The sequence below is a fragment of the Pseudomonas sp. Tav-5-1A genome (assembly GCF_055755055.1).
In genome coordinates this window covers 5724103-5741455 of sequence record NZ_CM146901.1, presented here as the reverse complement: position 1 = coordinate 5741455, position 17353 = coordinate 5724103, and the positions used below count along the sequence as shown (strand labels likewise).

Below are 17353 nucleotides of genomic sequence, written 5' to 3'. Positions count from 1 at the left end.
CGTTCTAGAGGCTGATCCCCACATCAAACACAATGCTGCGCCCCAGGTTGCTGCGCAGGAAGTCCGGCGCATCCGGATGGGCGAACAGCACCCGGGCGAAGGTCGGGCCCACCAGCGACAGCGAGCGCCAGCCCTGGCGCAGGTACTCGGTAGGGGGCGGGAAATGGCTGTTGAGGTCCAGCACCTCGCGCTTCAGGCTGGCGAAGGCAATGATGTCCAGCTCGCCCAGGTCCAGGCCGCGTTCCTTGTAGTTGTGCGACTTCTTGCGCAGGGTGGGGGCCAGGCGCTGCAGCAGTTCCGGCGCGCCGATGCGCTTGGGCCGGGCCTCGCGCCGCACCAGCTGGGCCAGGGAAAAGGCGCTGCGGCGCCGTTGCAGCTCCTCGCGCCACTCGTCATTCAGGCGCCGGCCCTCGTCCAGCACGAAAAACACCTCGAAGCTGGCGTCGCGGAACAGCACGTCGGGCGGCTCCTGGCCCGCCGGGTTGAACTCCTCGGCGCGGTACGGGATGTTCAGGCCTTGCAGAAGGCGCTGGCACACCCAACGCTCGCGCTCCCATTTGCGGGCATTGGACAGGAACGCATTGGCTTGTTCGGCCTGGATGGTAAGCAGGCGCAGGTAATCTGAGTCATCCATGCACACAAGCTTAGCGGGTCAAATGCGCTTTGCCGTGAATGACTTGCACACGCTGTGTCACGGTGTGGGGTGTAAACTGCCAACAAGCACATTCGCCAGAGGAACCTGCACATGAAGTTCTGGACCCTGTTGCTGCTCAGCCTGCTGCCCTGCTGGGCCATGGCCCTGGAGGTGGGCGAACGGTTGCCGCCGTGGACGCTGCTGGACCAGTTTGACGCGCCCTACAGCCTCAACGAAGACGCGCGCATTCTGCTGGTGGCCCGCGACATGGGCGGCGCCAAGCTGGTCAACGCCGCGCTGCAAGGCCAGCCCAAGGGCTACCTGGAAGGGCGCAAGGCGGTGTTCCTGGCGGACATCCAGCGCATGCCGGCGTTGATTGCCAGGATGTTCGCGCTGCCGTCCATGCGTTCCTACGACTACCGCGTGGTGCTCGACCGCGAAGGCCGCATCGCTCCCAACTACGGCGTGGCCGATGACTCGGTGCTGTGGCTGGAGCTGGACCACCAGCGGGTGGTAGCCCAACACGCGTTCACCGACGCCGCTGCGTTGAGGACGGCGTTGGAACAGGCGCAAAAATGATCAGCGCGCAGGTGCTGTCCGGCGCGACGCTAAGCGTGGGCTGGTGCCTGTATATACCGGTGTTGGGCTGGGCCGCCTGGCGCGCACCCTGGGTTGAACTGTTCAGTGACAGCCGCCGCCAGCACCTGCTGTTCGGCACGGTGCTGGCGCTGTTCCTGCTGTGGCTGGTGCGGCGCGATTTCGACACCGGGGTGTCCTACCATTTCATCGGTATGACCGCCGTGACCTTGCTGCTGGACTGGCCGCTGGCGCTGCTCGGCGGCCTGGCCGCGCAGATGGGCCTGGTGCTGCTGGGGCGCCAGGACCTGCTGGCCGCCGGCATCAATGGCCTGCTGCTGATCGGCCTGCCGGTGCTGGTGACGGAAGTCTGTGCCGTGTTGGTGGAGCGCGCGCAGCCGAAGAATCCCTTCGTCTACATCTTCTGCTCAGGGTTCTTTCCTGCCGCGTTGGCGGCGTTGCTGTGCGTGTTCGCCGGGCTGGGGCTGTTGTGGCTGGACGGGCGCTTCGCGCTGCCGGAGTGGATCTGGGACTTTGTCGGCTACCTGTGGCTGGTGATCTTTCCCGAGGCGTTTATCAATGGGGTGATCGTCACGGCGTTGGTGGTGTTTTGTCCTGAATGGCTGGAAACCTTTAACCGCACGCGGTACCTGGCGGCGCCGTGGAAGGATGAGTGATGCCCCCCGGATGGCGCGCGGAGCTCTGTAGCCGCTGCCGCCAGGCTGCGCTGGCCGGTGTGAACCCTGAAAATCTCCAGTGGGGCACGAGGCCAGCGCAGCCTACGGCAGCGGCTACAGGGGTATATCAGTGCTCGCTGTGGGGCAGGTCGCCCGAGAACAGCTCATCCTCGGCGTCCGGCGCCACCGGGATCTTGTGTTCCTCGGCGGCCCAGGCGCCCAGGTCGATCAGCTTGCAACGGTCGGAGCAGAACGGTCGGGTTGGGGTGGCCGCGGTCCATTCCACCGGCGCCCCGCAAGTGGGGCATTGTACGGTCAGGGGTTGGCTCATGATTGGCCTCCAGTCAACGTCAGGTAAAAATCATGCAGCCGCTCGACTTCGGCGCGCAAGGCACCCAGGTCGCGGTCATTGACCAGCACATCATCGGCGTGGCGCAGGCGTTCCTCGCGGGTGGCCTGGGCCTTGAGGATGGCCTGCACCTGCTCAAGGCTGGTGTTGTCGCGGCGCAGGGTACGCTCGATCTGCAGCGCCTGGGGCACATCGATCACCAGCAGGCGCTGGGCCAGCCGGTACTGCCCTGACTCCACCATCAGCGGCGAGACGAACACCGCATAGGGCGAAGTGCCCCTGGCCAGCGCCTGGGCAATCTCGGTGGCAATCAGCGGGTGCAACAGGCCTTCCAGCCAGCGCCGCTGCTCGGCGTCCTCGAAAATCAGCCGGCGCAGCGCCGCGCGGTCCAGCGTGCCATCGGCCTGCAACACCCCGGGCCCGAAGTGCCGGGCAATCTCGGCCAGGGCCGGGCGCCCCGGCTCGACCACCCAGCGCGACGCCTGGTCGGCGTCCACCACGTGCACGCCCAGCTCGGCGAAGCGCTCGGCGGCGGCACTCTTGCCGCTGCCGATACCGCCGGTAAGGCCCAGGATCCAGGGCGTCGAAGAAGCTGTAGTCATCAGAAACCAGCAAACTGCATGTAGGAAGCGGTTATTTGACCACCCCACAGCAATGCGATCCAGCCCGCAATGGCCAGATACGGCCCGAAAGGGATCGGCGTGCTGTGCGCAGCATTGCGCAGGCGCAGCAGGATCACCCCGAGAATGGCGCCCACCAGCGACGACAGCAGGATGGTCAGCGGCAGCACCTGCCAGCCACCCCAGGCGCCGAGCATCGCCAGCAGCTTGAAGTCGCCATGGCCCATGCCTTCCTTGCCGGTCACCAGCTTGAACAGCCAGAACACCAACCACAGCGCCAGGTAGCCGGCCACCGCGCCCCACAGTGCGTCGCTCAGGCTGGTGAAAATGCCGTAGGCATTGAGGATCAGCCCCAGCCACAGCAGCGGCAACACCAGCGCATCGGGCAGCAACTGATGATCGGCGTCGATCATGCTCATGGCCAGCAGGCCCCAGGTCAGCAGCATCATCGCCCCGGCGGCCCAGCCGAAGCCGAAATGCCAGGCCACGAACGCGCTCAACAGGCCGCTGGCCAGCTCCACCAGCGGGTAGCGTTTGCTGATGGGGGCTTTGCACTGGCTGCATTGGCCCTTCAGCGCCAGCCAGCTGACCACGGGGATGTTTTCCCAAGCGCGGATCTTGTGCTGGCAGTGCGGGCAGGCCGAGGCGGGCAGCATCAGGTTGTAGCGCGGGCCCTCTGGCTCGGCGGGCAGGCCGAGGATATCGCGGGCCTGGGCTTTCCAGTCGCGCTCCATCATTTTCGGCAGGCGGTGGATGATGACGTTGAGGAAGCTACCCACTACGAGGCCCAGGATCAGGGCGCAGAGGGTGAAGGCCACGGGGGTGGTGGCCAGGTAGTCGGATAGGGGCATGGGTTAGACGACTGAGCCGAGTTGGAAGATGGGGAGGTACATGGCGATGACGAGGCCGCCGACGATTACGCCGAGAAACGCCATGATCAGTGGTTCCATAAGGCTAGTAAGGCTGTCTACCATGTTATCTACCTCGTCTTCATAGTAGGTTGCCACTTTCGCGAGCATTTCATCCAGTGCACCAGACTCTTCGCCGATCGCAGTCATTTGGATCGCCATTGTCGGGAAAACACTAGTAGAACGCATGGAAAAGTTTAATTGCATACCTGTTGAGACGTCCTGCTTAATTTTACCTACCGCATTTTTAAAAACAATATTGCCTGTTGCTCCGGATACTGAATCCAAAGCTTCAACCAAAGGTACGCCTGCAGCAAATGTAGTAGAAAGTGTTCGTGCATAACGCGCTACAGAAGACTTGTAAAGGATGCCGCCTACGATGGGGAGTTTTAATAGAAGTCTATCTACTGTGTCGCGAAATTTTTGACTTTTCTTCATCGCTTGTTTAAAGAAAAAGACTATGCCAATCAAGATTGCTAAGACTATCCACCAATAAGACTGCATGATCTCCGAGAGGCCTATGACCATCATCGTAAATGCTGGCAGCTCTGCCCCAAAGCCTTGGAAGACAATTTGGAATTGCGGAACTACTTTGATCAATAGGATGGACGACACAATGAAGGCTACCACTATTACTGCGGCAGGATAAGTCATTGCTTTCCGGATTTTTGCTTTAAGGGCTTCAGTTTTCTCTTTGTATGTTGCGACTCGGTCCAACAAGGTTTCTAATGCCCCAGCTTGCTCCCCGGCGTCTACAAGATTGCAATAGAGTTCATCAAAAATTTCCGGTCGTTTTCTGAGTCCGGTGGCGAAGCTATTTCCTGCGGCAACTTCTTGTTTTAAGCCGTCGACCAAGGAACGCATATTAGGGTTGTCAAAACCTTCGCCGATGATATCAAAAGATTGAAGCAGCGGTACGCCTGCACGCATCATTGTTGCCATTTGTCTCGTAAAGAGCGCGATGTCCATCGGCTTGATTTTTTTTCCGCGCTTAAAAATCGATTCGGATTTCTTCTTGATTTTTCCAGGATTTATTCCCTGTTTTCGCAGTTGTGCTTTTACTAATGGTACACTCGGGCCGGCAAGCTCGCCGGTCATTTTAGCACCTTTGCGGTCAGTGCCTTCCCATGTATAGGTGCTAATTTTCGGTGTGCCTGGTTTTGGCGCCATTTGTTAATCCTTGGTGACTCGGTTAACTTCTTCTAGGCTTGTAACCCCTTGCATCACCTTCATAAGCCCGGATGTCCGTAGGTCATTAAAACCGTCTTTGCGCATTTGTTCCGCGATTTCTATGGAGTTGCCTTGCTCCATAATAAGTCTTTGGAGTTCCTGGGTGTTTCGGGCTACCTCATAGATGCCTTGGCGGCCCTTATAGCCGCCATTGCAAAGATCACATCCAACGGGTTCGTAAATTTTGAATGTGCCGATGAGATTTGCTGGAAAGCCTTCTTCTGCTTGAGTTTCTGGTGGGATGTCCGCGATCTTTTTACAATGTGGGCAAAGTTTACGCGCCAACCGCTGAGCGATAATCAGGCTCACGGAGGTCGCAATGTTGAACCCGGCGACTCCCATGTTTTGCAGGCGTGTCAAGGTCTCGGCTGCACTGTTGGTATGAAGGGTTGATAGCACGAGGTGACCAGTTTGCGCGGCCTTGATAGCGATCTCAGCAGTTTCCAGATCGCGAATTTCGCCGACCATGATCACGTCCGGATCTTGCCGTAGGAATGAGCGCAATGCTTGCGCGAAGTCGAGACCCTGCTTGGGATTCACATTGACCTGATTAATCCCTTCCATGTTAATTTCCACCGGGTCCTCTGCCGTGGAAATGTTTATATCCACAGTATTAAGTATGTTCAGGCCGGTATACAGCGATACCGTTTTGCCTGACCCCGTCGGACCCGTTACCAAAATCATTCCTTGGGGTTGACGCAGCGCTTGAAGGTAAAGCTCCTTCTGTCCCGGCTCGTAACCCAAAGCGTCAATGCCCATTTGGGCGCTAGATGGGTCGAGGATGCGCATGACGATTTTTTCACCCCAAAGCGTTGGAAGCGTGTTGACCCGAAAATCGATGGCTTTGTTTTTCGATATACGCATCTTGATCCGGCCGTCTTGGGGTTTCCGGCGTTCAGAAATATCAAGGCTTGCCATGACCTTCAAGCGGGCAGCAATTCGACCTGCCAGGTTGATAGGCGGCTTAGCGACTTCTCGTAAAATCCCATCAGTGCGCAAACGCACGCGGTAAGTTCTTTCATACGGCTCAAAGTGTAAGTCTGAAGAGCCGCCGCGAATGGCATCCAGTAGCATTTTGTTAACGAAACGTACCACTGGAGCGTCATCCGCATCTTGTCCCGCAATGGGCTCATCTCTATCATGGTCGATCGCTTGAACATCAAGGCCATCAAGATCGACATCGGCCATTTCCTCTAGCCCAGTACTAGCACTGTCAAAAAATTTCTCAATAGCGTCGCCCAGCTTATCGTCCTCCACGAGGATTGCTTCCGTCGTGAGGCCGGTGCTGAATTGTATGTCTGTTATTGCCTGGTGATTCGTGGGATCCGAAACTCCGACAAATAATTTGTTTCCGCGCCGCCACAAGGGTAGGGCATGGTGCTGGCGGACAAGCTTTTCGCTAACGAGTCCTTTGGGTTGGCTCTCCTTGTCCAGCATCGACAAGTCGAGAAATGAGACGCCGAACTGTTCTGACGCAATTTCCGCAATCTCGCGACTTTTGACAAGCTTGCTTTGTACCAAGAAGTGAACAAACGAGATCCGATTCCTCTGAGCTTGCTGAAGCGCTAGCAAGGCGCTTTTGTCGGTAAGCAGTTCTGCTTGGACCAAATGCTTGGCCAAGCCTGTCAAGGCAATATCGTTCATTTGAGCACCGGTCACATCTAATCGGTCGTTTATAGCTTAGTCGAGCCTGGTAGCCAAATCGATCAGTGCAGCGTGACAAAAATTGTCAGTTTCTTGCTCTTGGCGTCAGCCTCCCGGTTCCAAATCGTGCCTTGTAAACCGGACTGGGCCGAGGATCTACTCTGGCACGTAGCTTGCGTCGTCCTGTGGTAGCTGTCCTGATATCTGCATACAAACGGAGAATTTTTCAATATGAAAAATCAGAAAGGCTTCACCTTGATAGAACTGATGGTCGTGGTAGCGATCATCGGTATCCTTGCCGCTATCGCCATACCCCAATATACCCGCTATCAGGCAAAATCGAAGGTTGCTGCTGCCATTGCAGAAACGTCGGCAATGAAGGTAGGCGTGGATGACGCCGTCAACTCCAACGTCGCCCCGACTCTGGCGCTGGCCGGTGGCGCTGCATCCAGTGCGAACTGCTCTGCCATTGCAATTGCCGGTTCTGCTACAGCGAACGTTACTATCACTTGTACTATCACCAACGCTCCTTCCATCGTTCAAGGTAAAAACGTGGTATGGACCCGTACTCAGGATACTGGTGTGTGGGCTTGCTCTTCGACCGTGACCGATACTACTCTGCTGCCTAAAAGCTGCGGTGGTTAATGCTTAGCTTAGGGGGGGCGGCGTCGCCCCCTCTTCTCAAGTATTGGAGATTTATGAGTTCGTCAAAGATGGCTCAAAATGGATTTACGCTTTTGGAACTTATAGTCGCAGTTGCCATTATAGGGGTTCTCGGCGCCTTGTTGATTCCAAACTATCTTCGGTACACTGCGAAATCTACTGTGGCTGCAGCAGTTGCTGAGTTGACATCGTTGAAAGTGGGAGTTGAAGATGCACTTTCTTCTGGAGTGGCATCCCCTGCATTGAGCGATGTGGCCAGTTATGTGTCGACCAATAGGTGTTCTCTGGCGCTAGTCTCGCAAAATGGCGCAGAAACTCTTTCTTGTACGTTGATTAATCCGGTCTACTTGGTATCTGGGGGCGTAATTAGTATTACCCGATCATCCGACGGCACCTGGAGTTGCTCAATGAATTCAAATATTTCCGTGGATTTCGCTCCCGCCGGATGCATAGTCTTGAATTGAATTGAATTGAATTGAATTGAATTGAATTGAATTGAATTGAATTGAATTGAATTGAATTGAATTGAATTGAATTGAATTGAATTGAATTGAATTGAATTGGGTTTGCGTTTGATTGACTAAGTTGTATCGCTGTTTTTTACCTGTTACTATTTTGACTTAACCGCCGGTGTAGCTCAGTCGGTAGAGCAGCGCACTCGTAACGCGAAGGTCGTAGGTTCGATTCCTATCCCCGGCACCATCTCCCCCCGCGCCACCAGCACCTTCCTCCCTCAATGCCGCGATATGCGATTGTTCGTGGTCATGTTCGTGGTATCGATCAACCAGATCCACTGGTCATCCGCCTTCACGTTGTTGCACTTGTTGCCATACGCCGCGTAGTTCACGCACAGGGTGCTTTCGGTCACTTGCCAGCTGCCTTTCTGCGGCCCGGTGCCGCCCATGCTGAGCACCGCGGTGCCGTCGGGTTGGAAGGTCTCGCTGTAGGGTTGGCCGTCACGGTTGATGCCGCGGTGCGGGCGGCCTACCAGTGCGCTGCTGATGGCGTCGCCCTTGAGGTCCATGGCGTTGGCCGAAGGGTCGCGGGGGTCGTTGGTGCGTTCGTCGTGCATGGCGCAGCCGGCGAGCAGAATGACCAGGGCGGTCAAGCAGATCCCTTTCATGGTGAAGTACCTGTATTGGCTGGAGGGCCCACTGAGGGGAGATTTGCATATTCCAGCGTAGTCAGGGGAAGGGGCGGGGCTATGTTGATTGGCGATAGGGCGCGGGGTGGTGATGCGCAACGGTTCTGCATGTTTTCGGAACTAATCAGGGCGCGCGCGGTTCGGCAATGCATTGGCATTGCTATCGAGTTGATTGAAGAAAATTGCGCGCCGGACGTTAGTCAAATGCGATGATGGCCAAGTGCTCCAGCTGCAACACTACCCACGTGCCACGTTTTCAGGGGGCCTTATGACCCGTACCTTTTTTCCTTCGCCCTTCGAGCCCGCCAGCTGCGCCCAATGCCGCAACCTGGAGGCGCTGGATTTCGACTTCACCATGGCCTTCCAGCCCATTGTCAACGTGCGCAGCGGCCTGCTGTACGCCTACGAGGCGCTGGTGCGCGGGCCCAATGGCGAGTCGGCCGCCAGCGTGCTGGGCCAGGTCAATGACGGCAATCGCTACCGCTTCGACCAGGCTTGCCGGGTCAAGGCCATCGAGACGGCCGCTAGGCTAGGGCTTGTGGCTATCCCCGACTGCAAGTTGAGTATCAACTTCCTGCCCAACGCGGTGTACCGCGCCGAAACCTGCATCCGCGCGACGCTGGAGGCGGCCCGGGCCTCGGCGTTTCCGTTGGAGCGGCTGATGTTCGAGGTGACCGAGGGCGAGAAGGTGGAAGACCCGGAGCACTTGAAGTCGATCTTCAAGGCGTATGAGCGCCAGGGGTTTACCACCGCCATCGATGATTTCGGTTCAGGTTATTCGGGGCTGAACCTGCTGGCGACGTTCCAGCCGCAGGTGTTGAAGCTGGACATGGCGCTGACGCGCAATATCGACAGCGACGGCGTGCGCGAGGCCATTGTGGCGGGGATCGTGCTGGTGGCGCAGCGGCTGGGGATAACCTTGCTGGCCGAGGGCGTGGAGACGGATGGCGAGCGTGATGCGCTGCTGGCGCTGGGCATTGAGTTGATGCAGGGCTATCTGTTTGCGCGGCCGCAGGTGGGCGCGTTGCCGCTCAAGCCACTGTAGCCGCTGCCGCAGGCTGCGCAGACCTTGAACCTCGCTGGAAATCTCCAGTGAATATCAGGGCCAGCGCAGCCTGCGGCAGCGGCTACGGGGGGCGTCAGCCTTCCTGGCGCCAACGCACGGTGTAGTGCGCCGCCACGCTGGTCATCTGCGGCTGGAAGTGGGTGTTGGTGATCAGGTATTTGTCCACCTGGCCGTTGTCCCTGTGGTGTTCCAGGGTGTCGCCGGCGCCGGCGTTGAGGGTTACTTCGTAGATCAGCGCCTTGTTGGGTTCGACCCGGGTCTGGAAGGGCCCCAGGCGGGTGCCGTCGATGCGGATGATGTAGACCTTGTCGGCCCCGGGGTTGAGCGTGTTCGTCACTGCGAGTACTCCAATACCTTCGTTCATCTCGTGGGTGGTGGTGTCACAGACTCAGGCGCATCGACAGGTCGATGGCCTTGACGTCCTTGGTCATGGTGCCGATGGAGATGTAGTCCACACCGGTCTGGGCAATGGGCAACAGGGTGCTTTCATTGATGCCGCCGCTGGCTTCCAGCTTGGCCTTGCCGGCGTTCAGCCGCACGGCCTCGCGCATGTCGTCGTGGCTTAGCTCGTCGAGCATGATGATGTCGGCGCCGGCGTCCAGGGCTTCCTTGAGTTCGTCCAGGCTTTCGACCTCGATCTCCACCGGCTTGCCGGGGGCGATGCGGTGCGCGGCGCTGATGGCCTGGGCAATGCCACCGCTGGCGGCAATATGGTTTTCCTTGATCAGGAAGGCGTCGTACAGGCCAATGCGGTGGTTATGGCAGCCGCCGCAGGTTACCGCGTACTTCTGCGCCAGGCGCAGGCCGGGCAGGGTCTTGCGGGTGTCCAGCAACTTGACCTGGGTGCCGGCGACCTTGTCGGCCAACGCCTGGGCCTGGGTGGCCACGGCGGACAGCATCTGCAGGAAGTTCAGCGCCGTGCGCTCGCCGCTGAGCAGCGAGCGCGCCGGGCCTTCGAGGTGGAACAGGGCCTGGTTGGCGCTGGCGCGCTGGCCGTCGCTGACCTGCCAGTGCACGGCCACCCGCGGGTCGAGCTGGCGGAACACCGCGTCCACCCAAGCGGTGCCGGCCACCACGCAGTCCTGGCGGGTGATGATGGTGGCTTTTGCCAGGCGCTCGGCCGGGATCAGCTGGGCGGTGATGTCCCCGCTGCCAATGTCCTCGAGCAACGCACGGCGCACGTTGGCTTCGATCTCGGCAGTCAGGTCGGCGAGGCGTAGATTCGGCATAGCAGGCTCCACAGGCAAAGTGGCCGGATTATAGGGCAGTGATGCCCTGGCGCGAAGCCTTGCGAGCGGCTTGCGGCCCGGTGGCGCCAGGCTACGAAATAGAGCCGTGCGTGGGAGCTTTTTGCCATCTTTGTTGTCCACTTCGCATCGGGTTGCAAATAACCCGTTCAGGCGCTCTAGCGCTGCCGCCCGGATTTGCAGATAATGAGCGCCTTGTTATTGGCGTCATGACTTTGACGTCGGTCCATATTGTTTTCGTTCTGCGTGCTGGCGCTTACAAAAAGCGTTGCGCAGAGAGCTGTGGGCGGGTGCCGGGAACCTGCATACTAGAGCGACACGCAAACAGGACCTCATTCTTTCAGGAGGACGGGATGCACAACGATGGGAAAGTCGTGCCGTTGAACAAGGCCGCTGCTGACCAAGCCAGTCAGACGCCCTTGGCACGCCTGCCCGTTGTCCTCCTGCAAGTGCGCGACAAGGCCGCCCAGCAGTTGCGCCAGGGCTTGCAGGCACTGTTCGACAACGCCGACGACACGCTGTTCGAGATGGCCGACCGGGCCCAGAACAATGTCGAACAGAATACGTTCTTCGAGGCCATGCGCGACCTGCGCCTCAAGCGCAAGAGCATCGAGCGCGGTTTCCTCGAACGCCTCTACGAAGCCTTCGTCGCCATCGGCCAGTACGAAATCGCCGAGCCGGTGGTGGCTGCCCCGGTCAACTACGACAAGCTAGAGTTGGTGGCCAACGACGACCTGGAGCGCACCGTGGCGCTGGACGCCATGGTGGGCAAGGTGCTGGCCCGCGACGGCTTTGCCCTGGGGCAGTTGACCGCGCGCCTGAACTCCCTGGTGCTGCGCCGCCTGGAAGACGCCAGCAACCCCCTGGGCCCGGCCATGCTCTGCGACTATTTCCTGGAGGCGGGGCGCAACCTGGGCGTGGAGATCAAGGTCAAGCTGATCGTGCTCAAGCTGTTCGAAAAGTACGTGCTCAGCGATTGCGACCAGCTGTACGCCGAGGCCAACCAGCTGCTGATTGCCACCGGCGTGCTGCCCGAACTCAAGGCCGCGCCGGCCCGCCGCAGCGCCGACCGGCCCCCGGCCCGCGAGCACCCGCGCCGCGATGACGCCACCGGCCCCGCCGCGCCAAGTGCCGCGCAGCTGGATGAAAGCGTGCAGGAGGTGTTCGGCGCCCTGCAGGACCTGCTGCGCCAGTTGCGTGGCAGTGTGGCGCCCAAGCTTGAGGCCAGCCACGAAGCCCAGCCCATCACCACCAACGACCTGATGCGCCTGTTGTCGCACTTGCAGCAGTACGTGCCGTCGTCCCAGGCGGCGCAGGACGACTACGACCTGCGCTACCAGCTGGAACAGCTGCTGACCCGGGTCAGCGTCAAGAGTGGCAAGTTTCGGGTGATCGGGGTGGTGGACGAAGACGTCATCAACCTGATCGCCATGCTGTTCGAATTCATCCTCGATGATCGCACCCTGCCAGACTCGCTGAAGGCGCTGATCGGCCGCCTGCAGATTCCGATGCTCAAGGTGGCGGTGCTCGACAAGAGCTTCTTCAGCCGCGGCAGCCACCCGGCGCGGCGGCTGCTCAACGAAATTGCCTCGGCTGCCATGGGCTGGGGCAACCGCGACGACTATCAACGCGACAGCCTGTACCTGCGCATCGAGCAGATCGTGCAGCGCCTGCTCAACGACTTTGTCGACGACCCGGCGATTTTCTCCGAGCTGCTCGCCGACTTCCTGGCCTTTACCGCCGACGAGCGCCGCCGCAGCGAATTGCTGGAGCAGCGCACCCGCGACGCCGAGGAAGGCCGCGCCAAGGCCGAGCTGGCACGCCACCGGGTGCAACAGGAGCTCAACCGCCGGCTGCTGGGCAAGGTACTGCCGGTGGTCGTGGTACGCCTGCTGGAGGAAGCCTGGAGCAAGGTGCTGCTGCTGGTGTGCCTCAAGCACGGCGACGGTTCCACGCAATGGCAGGACGGCCTGAACACCATGGACGAGCTGATCTGGAGCGTAGAGCCCCATGACGAGCCCGACGCCCACCAGCGCCTGCTGGAGGTGGTGCCCGGCCTGCTCAAGGCGCTGCGCGATGGCCTGACCAGCTCGGCGTTCGACCCCTTTGCCACCAGCGAATTCTTCAGCCAGCTGGAGCTGCTGCACGTGCAGGCGCTCAAGCGTGGCGCCCTGCACCCGGCGCCGTTGGTGGCGGGGCAGGAGCCGCCGGCGCTGGTGGCCGTGGTGGAGGAGATCGTGTTGGCCGGCCATGGCGATGCCGAGGCCAGCGAGCCTCAAGTGCGCCTGCCTGCCGATGACCCGGGCCTGTTGCAGGTGGCCAAGCTGCGGGCTGGCTGCTGGGTGGAGATCCAGGAAGACCACGACCACCGCCTGCGCTGCAAGCTGACCGCGATCATCGAGGCCACCGACAAGTACGTGTTCGTCAACCGCACCGGCATGAAGGTGCTGGAGAAGACTCGCAACGGCCTGGCCCTGGAATTCCGCAATGGCAGCGTGCGCATCCTCGATGACGCCCTGCTGTTCGACCGCGCCCTGGACTCGGTGGTCAGCAACCTGCGGCAGCTGAAAAGCAAGTAGACTGCCAGCAACCCTCTTCCTGGAGCCACGGATGCACATCGATCCTGCCACTGGCTGGTGCCAGGGCGCCCAGCACTGCCCTTCGCCGAACTTCAACGAGCGCCCGGATGGCGAGATTTCCCTGCTGGTGATCCACAACATCAGCCTGCCGCCGGGGCAGTTCAAGACCGGCCGCGTGCAGCAGTTCTTCCAGAACCAGCTGGACACCACGGCCCACCCTTTCTTCGAGACCATCGCCGAGCTGCGGGTGTCCGCGCACTTCCTGATCGAGCGTGACGGTGAGGTGACGCAATTCGTCTCCTGCTTGCAGCGTGCGTGGCATGCCGGCGTGTCCTGTTTCGAGGGGCGCGAGGCCTGCAACGATTTTTCCCTCGGCATCGAGCTGGAAGGCACCGACTTCGAGCCCTTCACCGATGCCCAGTACCAGGCGCTGGCGCAGCTGACCCGGCAGCTGTTGACGCATTACCCGGGCATTACCCCGACGCGCATCTGCGGGCACAGCGACGTTGCCCCGGTGCGCAAGACTGATCCAGGGCCGCATTTCGACTGGGCGCGTTACCGCGCCAGCCTGGCGGCCAACGAGGGCGAACAATGAGTTTTCTGGTCTTGGTGCTGGTGCTGTGGGTCGAGAAGTTTTCGGCCCTGCGTCACCGCCTGCAACGTGATGGCGCCTGGCTCAAGGAGCTGGCGCGGCTGGAGGCGAAACCGAAACTGGCCAAGGAGCCGGCGCTGATCCTGGCCCTGTGGGTGCTGTTGCCAGCCATCGTGCTGGGCGTCGTGCTGCTGGCGCTCAAGCCTGTGGCTTACGGTCTGATCGCGTTTCCCATCCACCTGTGGGTGGTGATCTACAGCCTGGGGCGCGGTGACGTGAAGGCTTCGCTGGGGCCGTTCCGTGACGCCTGGCGCCGGGGTGATGAGCAGGCCGCGGTGCACGTGGCCGAGCGTGACCTGGGGGTTACCGGGGACGACGAGGCGAGCCTGTTGGCCAAGGTGCAGAACCTGTTCCTGTGGCAGGCCTACCAGAGCTTCTTCGCGGTGATTTTCTGGTACGTGCTGCTGGGCCCGGTGGCGGCGTTGGTGTACCGCCTGCTGGCGCTGGCGGTCGCCCATTCGACGCACCCGGGCGTCGTTGCGCGCGCAGGCAGCATTCGCCATGCCTTCGACTGGCTGCCGGTGCGGATGCTGGCCGCCAGCTTCGCCCTGGTGGGCAACTTCGTCGCGGTGGGCAAGGTGATGCTGCATGAAGTGCTGCACTGGCACATCGGCGCGAAAAAGCTGATTGCCGATGTCGGCCGTGTCGCCGGCGAGCTGCCGGATTCGGCCGCAGGCGAAGCGGGGGTCGCCAGCCTGGACAACCTGTGGGACCTGCTGCTGCGCTCGGCGGTGCTGTGGTACGCGGTAATCGCCCTGTGGACGGTGCTGTTCTGAGGTAGGCGCGGCGCTGCCCGCAAGGGCGGCGCCGCATGCCGTCAGCGATTTTCCGGCTTGCCGTCCAGTGGGTCCAGTTGCGCCCACTCCGCTTCGTCGAGGCCATCGCCACCGCCGATGTCGTCCTCGTCCACCACGCTCAGCGATGAGTCTGCCGCGCGGCCACGGCCGGGTTCGTCGGCGTCGCGGGCGCCGTCTTCCTCTATCAAGGTCTCGGGGCTCATGTCGTCGTCAGTGGGCTCATGGTCGTCCATCGAGGCCCCAGTCATGCCGGCTTCGCGGGCGCGGCGTGGTGGCAGTTGCTGTTCCAGCTCCGGGTTGGTCATCTCGTCGCCGATCTTTGCCGATGGCTCATCCTGGTCCAGATGCAGCTCTTCCATGGAGCCCATGCGGTCTTCGTTGTCGTCGATGGGCGCCGGTTGTGGCGCGTGCATCGGGCGGTGTGACTCGGTCATGGCAATTCCTCATGTTTGGGGCCTTAATAGGGTGGACCCGTGGCCTTCATGAAGATTCCCCCTGTATCGAGCCGGCCATCGCGGCTTGCGCGTGACCCGGCGCGCCCGGCGCCAGTCATAGGTTGCGCACCAATTTCGAGGCTAGAACATGAACGATCTACAGGAACTGATTGATAACAACGCCCGCTGGGCTGAAGGCATCAAGCAGAAGGATCCCGACTTCTTTGCCAAGCTGGCGCGCCAGCAGACCCCGGAGTTTCTCTGGATTGGCTGCTCGGACGCCCGTGTGCCCGCCAACGAGATCGTCGGCATGCTGCCGGGCGACCTGTTCGTGCACCGCAACGTCGCCAACGTGGTACTGCACACCGACCTCAACTGCCTGTCGGTGATCCAGTACGCGGTTGACGTGCTCAAGGTCAAGCACATCCTGGTTACCGGCCACTACGGCTGTGGTGGCGTGCGGGCGTCGATGCAGGACCGCCAGTTCGGCCTGATCGACGGCTGGCTGCGCTCGATTCGCGACCTGTACTACGAAAACCGCCTGGCCCTGGCCGAGCTGCCCACCGAGGAGGAGCGGGTGGACCGTATGTGCGAGCTGAACGTGATTCAGCAGGTGGCCAACGTGGCGCACACCAGTATCGTCCAGAACGCCTGGCACCGCGGCCAGCCGCTGTCGGTGCATGGTTGCATCTACGGCATCAAGGATGGCCTGTGGAAAAGCCTGGGCGCCAACATCAGCGGCTTCGAGCAACTGCCGCCGCAGTACCGTTTGCGCCCGCTGTAAGAGCCAGACTGACTCCCGTAGCAGCGGCCGCCAGGCCGCGTCAAAGGCCCCACGCCTATCGCGTCGGGCCTGGACGCAGCCTTCGGCAGCTGCTACGAGTTAGATGCTTTCAGGCACCACCAGCGGTGCCTTCAGGCTCTTCAGCACCTTGCTCACCGGCGCCGTGGCGCATTTCGCCTTGGCCTGCTCGGCCGTGTCATGGCGCACCGAGGTGTAGAACAGTTCGCAGGTCTGCTCCTTGTCCGTCACTTGCCATTTCTGCATGCAGGCGCTGAGGGTCGCCTGGGCGTCGGCCTTCGGGTTGCCGCCCATGCCTGCCTGCCAGCAGGCGGCGCTGAGGTCCTGGCCCATCACCTTCAGGCCCACGGCATCGGCTTCCTGCACGTTGTTGTCGTAGTTGGCCGGGTCTGCCGCGTTCCAGATGTAGCTGGGGTGGTTGGCGCCCAGCACCGGCACGTTCTGGCCAGGGTTGGGGCTGATGCTGGCCAGGCCCAGCACGTTCAGGCTCTGGCCGTATTGCGCCTTGATCCAGGCCCGTACCGGCGCGCCGAACGCGACCATGGGCAGGGTCTGCCCGGCCAGGTTCTGGCTGACCTGCTTGACCATGGTGGTCTGGTAGTCCTGGAAGTAGCCGTACACGCCTTCCAGGTCCTTGCCGGCGGTGGCGGGCGCGGCGATGGGGGCGATGTCGATGATGGTCTGGTAGCCCGGGGTCTGCTCGGCGGCCACGCCGTTGTCGGTGAGCAGTTGGGCCCAGCGGTCAGTGGTGTTGGAGCGCAGGTAGTCCTGGGCCTGGGTCAGCGAATAGTCTGGCGGGAAGTGCAGCAGCTCGACGCTGCGGCGGTTTTCCAGGGCCATGCCCAGGGGCAGGAACAGGTACCAGTTGTAGGCCCACTTATTGTCGGCGTTGAGCTGGCTGGCACCCTTGTAGGCCAGGTCGCCGGCGTTGAGCAGCTGCACCAGCGGCTGGTCGTAGTTGTCGGGCACGCCCTTGAGGGTGGCGAACACCTGCTGGTTGTCGGTGGTCACCCGCACGGTGGCCTGGCTGTAGCCGTCGCGTTTCAGGCTCTGGTCCAGGTAGTGCTCGACGGTCTGCTCCAGCGTCCAGTTCTTGTAGCAGATGACATTGCAGTTATTGGGGTAGGCAAACAATTGGGTCACACGCTGGGTGCTGCCCAGGTCGATCTGGATGTCTGCCTGGGCGGCCCCGGCCAGGGTCAGGGCGGCAAGTGCGGTGGCGAGCGCGGAAACCTTTGGCATGCATAACTCCTTGTCAGTGAGAGGCCGAATAGTGCGCGAGTGTGCGTTACCGGGGAATGCTTTCCGAGAAAAAAAGTGTGTGGTCTTGT

At 61.0% G+C, this 17353-nt stretch carries 20 protein-coding genes and 1 tRNA gene; 10 read left to right on the top strand and 11 right to left on the bottom strand.

Going from position 1 to position 17353, the window contains the following annotated elements; translation table 11 throughout:
• Window positions 1–4 precede the first annotated feature (4 nt).
• Window positions 5–634: a DUF1780 domain-containing protein gene (locus AC0J42_RS26470; RefSeq protein ID WP_416426936.1), complete on the bottom strand. Its 630-nt coding sequence runs from the start codon at window positions 632–634 to the stop codon at window positions 5–7.
• 111 nt (window positions 635–745) lie between these two features.
• On the opposite strand from AC0J42_RS26470, the gene AC0J42_RS26465 reads away from it, so the two are divergent.
• Together AC0J42_RS26465 and AC0J42_RS26460 are read left to right on the top strand one after the other, a co-directional pair.
• Window positions 746–1213 (top strand): FAD/FMN-containing dehydrogenase, encoded by a 468-nt coding sequence (locus AC0J42_RS26465; RefSeq protein ID WP_473004501.1) that lies wholly within the window; start codon window positions 746–748, stop codon window positions 1211–1213.
• Window positions 1210–1887, top strand: a complete 678-nt coding sequence (locus AC0J42_RS26460) for an energy-coupling factor ABC transporter permease (protein WP_473004500.1) — start codon at window positions 1210–1212, stop codon at window positions 1885–1887. Before AC0J42_RS26465 ends, AC0J42_RS26460 begins: the two co-directional genes overlap by 4 nt.
• Before the next feature lie 127 nt (window positions 1888–2014).
• Here the strand turns inward: AC0J42_RS26460 and yacG are convergent, their stop codons facing one another.
• The 5 genes from yacG to pilB are packed head-to-tail and all read right to left on the bottom strand — an operon-like array spanning window position 2015 to window position 6638.
• Complete coding sequence (yacG, locus tag AC0J42_RS26455; RefSeq protein ID WP_416426934.1) at window positions 2015–2218, bottom strand: DNA gyrase inhibitor YacG; 204 nt, start codon at window positions 2216–2218, stop codon at window positions 2015–2017.
• Window positions 2215–2838 carry a dephospho-CoA kinase gene (gene coaE, locus AC0J42_RS26450; protein WP_008371538.1) on the bottom strand — a complete coding sequence of 208 codons (624 nt, stop codon included), beginning with the start codon at window positions 2836–2838 and terminating at the stop codon, window positions 2215–2217. Before coaE ends, yacG begins: the two co-directional genes overlap by 4 nt.
• Complete coding sequence (locus AC0J42_RS26445; protein ID WP_473004498.1) at window positions 2838–3707, bottom strand: prepilin peptidase; 870 nt, start codon at window positions 3705–3707, stop codon at window positions 2838–2840. The genes coaE and AC0J42_RS26445 overlap by 1 nt, the downstream gene beginning before the upstream one ends.
• A 3-nt stretch (window positions 3708–3710) precedes the next feature.
• The gene (locus tag AC0J42_RS26440) at window positions 3711–4934 is read right to left on the bottom strand and encodes a type II secretion system F family protein (RefSeq protein WP_473004497.1); all 1224 of its coding nucleotides are present in this window, start codon (window positions 4932–4934) and stop codon (window positions 3711–3713) included.
• Window positions 4935–4937: 3 nt separating this feature from the next.
• Window positions 4938–6638, bottom strand: coding sequence for a type IV-A pilus assembly ATPase PilB (gene pilB / locus AC0J42_RS26435; protein WP_473004496.1), 1701 nt, complete (start codon window positions 6636–6638; stop codon window positions 4938–4940).
• A gap of 231 nt (window positions 6639–6869) precedes the next feature.
• Between pilB and AC0J42_RS26430 the strand changes: the two genes are divergently transcribed.
• The 3 genes from AC0J42_RS26430 (at window position 6870) to AC0J42_RS26420 (ending at window position 8003) form a co-directional block, all read left to right on the top strand.
• Window positions 6870–7283 carry a pilin gene (locus AC0J42_RS26430; protein WP_473004495.1) on the top strand — a complete coding sequence of 138 codons (414 nt, stop codon included), beginning with the start codon at window positions 6870–6872 and terminating at the stop codon, window positions 7281–7283.
• A 53-nt stretch (window positions 7284–7336) separates the two neighbouring features.
• Window positions 7337–7765, top strand: a complete 429-nt coding sequence (locus AC0J42_RS26425) for a pilin (RefSeq protein ID WP_473004494.1) — start codon at window positions 7337–7339, stop codon at window positions 7763–7765.
• A 162-nt stretch (window positions 7766–7927) separates the two neighbouring features.
• Window positions 7928–8003 (top strand) — tRNA-Thr (locus tag AC0J42_RS26420).
• A 31-nt stretch (window positions 8004–8034) separates the two neighbouring features.
• On the opposite strand, the gene AC0J42_RS26415 is transcribed toward AC0J42_RS26420, so the two are convergent.
• Window positions 8035–8424 (bottom strand): hypothetical protein, encoded by a 390-nt coding sequence (locus AC0J42_RS26415; RefSeq protein WP_473004492.1) that lies wholly within the window; start codon window positions 8422–8424, stop codon window positions 8035–8037.
• A 289-nt stretch (window positions 8425–8713) separates the two neighbouring features.
• Here AC0J42_RS26415 and AC0J42_RS26410 point away from each other — a divergent pair, with 289 nt between their 5' ends.
• Window positions 8714–9490, top strand: coding sequence for an EAL domain-containing protein (locus tag AC0J42_RS26410; protein WP_473004491.1), 777 nt, complete (start codon window positions 8714–8716; stop codon window positions 9488–9490).
• 94 nt (window positions 9491–9584) lie between these two features.
• On the opposite strand, the gene AC0J42_RS26405 is transcribed toward AC0J42_RS26410, so the two are convergent.
• Both AC0J42_RS26405 and nadC read right to left on the bottom strand, forming a co-directional pair.
• Window positions 9585–9848, bottom strand: a complete 264-nt coding sequence (locus AC0J42_RS26405) for a hypothetical protein (protein WP_416426925.1) — start codon at window positions 9846–9848, stop codon at window positions 9585–9587.
• A 43-nt stretch (window positions 9849–9891) separates the two neighbouring features.
• On the bottom strand, window positions 9892–10740 hold the full coding sequence (gene nadC, locus AC0J42_RS26400) for a carboxylating nicotinate-nucleotide diphosphorylase (RefSeq protein ID WP_473004490.1): 849 nt from the start codon (window positions 10738–10740) through the stop codon (window positions 9892–9894).
• Between the two features lie 371 nt (window positions 10741–11111).
• Between nadC and AC0J42_RS26395 the strand changes: the two genes are divergently transcribed.
• The 3 genes from AC0J42_RS26395 to ampE are packed head-to-tail and all read left to right on the top strand — an operon-like array spanning window position 11112 to window position 14765.
• A complete protein-coding gene (locus AC0J42_RS26395; RefSeq protein WP_473004488.1) occupies window positions 11112–13337 on the top strand; it encodes a DUF1631 domain-containing protein in 2226 nt (741 codons plus the stop codon).
• Window positions 13338–13368: 31 nt separating this feature from the next.
• Entirely contained in the window at window positions 13369–13932 is a 564-nt protein-coding gene (gene ampD, locus AC0J42_RS26390; protein WP_473004487.1) for a 1,6-anhydro-N-acetylmuramyl-L-alanine amidase AmpD, read from the top strand.
• The gene (gene ampE, locus AC0J42_RS26385) at window positions 13929–14765 is read left to right on the top strand and encodes a regulatory signaling modulator protein AmpE (protein WP_473004486.1); all 837 of its coding nucleotides are present in this window, start codon (window positions 13929–13931) and stop codon (window positions 14763–14765) included. The genes ampD and ampE overlap by 4 nt, the downstream gene beginning before the upstream one ends.
• 41 nt (window positions 14766–14806) lie before the next feature.
• On the opposite strand, the gene AC0J42_RS26380 is transcribed toward ampE, so the two are convergent.
• On the bottom strand, window positions 14807–15220 hold the full coding sequence (locus AC0J42_RS26380; RefSeq protein WP_416426920.1) for a serine kinase/phosphatase: 414 nt from the start codon (window positions 15218–15220) through the stop codon (window positions 14807–14809).
• Between the two features lie 148 nt (window positions 15221–15368).
• Between AC0J42_RS26380 and can the strand changes: the two genes are divergently transcribed.
• Window positions 15369–16004 (top strand): carbonate dehydratase, encoded by a 636-nt coding sequence (can, locus tag AC0J42_RS26375; RefSeq protein ID WP_416426919.1) that lies wholly within the window; start codon window positions 15369–15371, stop codon window positions 16002–16004.
• A gap of 99 nt (window positions 16005–16103) precedes the next feature.
• Here the strand turns inward: can and AC0J42_RS26370 are convergent, their stop codons facing one another.
• Window positions 16104–17264, bottom strand: coding sequence for a hypothetical protein (locus AC0J42_RS26370; protein ID WP_473004485.1), 1161 nt, complete (start codon window positions 17262–17264; stop codon window positions 16104–16106).
• Between the last annotated feature and the right edge of the window lie 89 nt (window positions 17265–17353).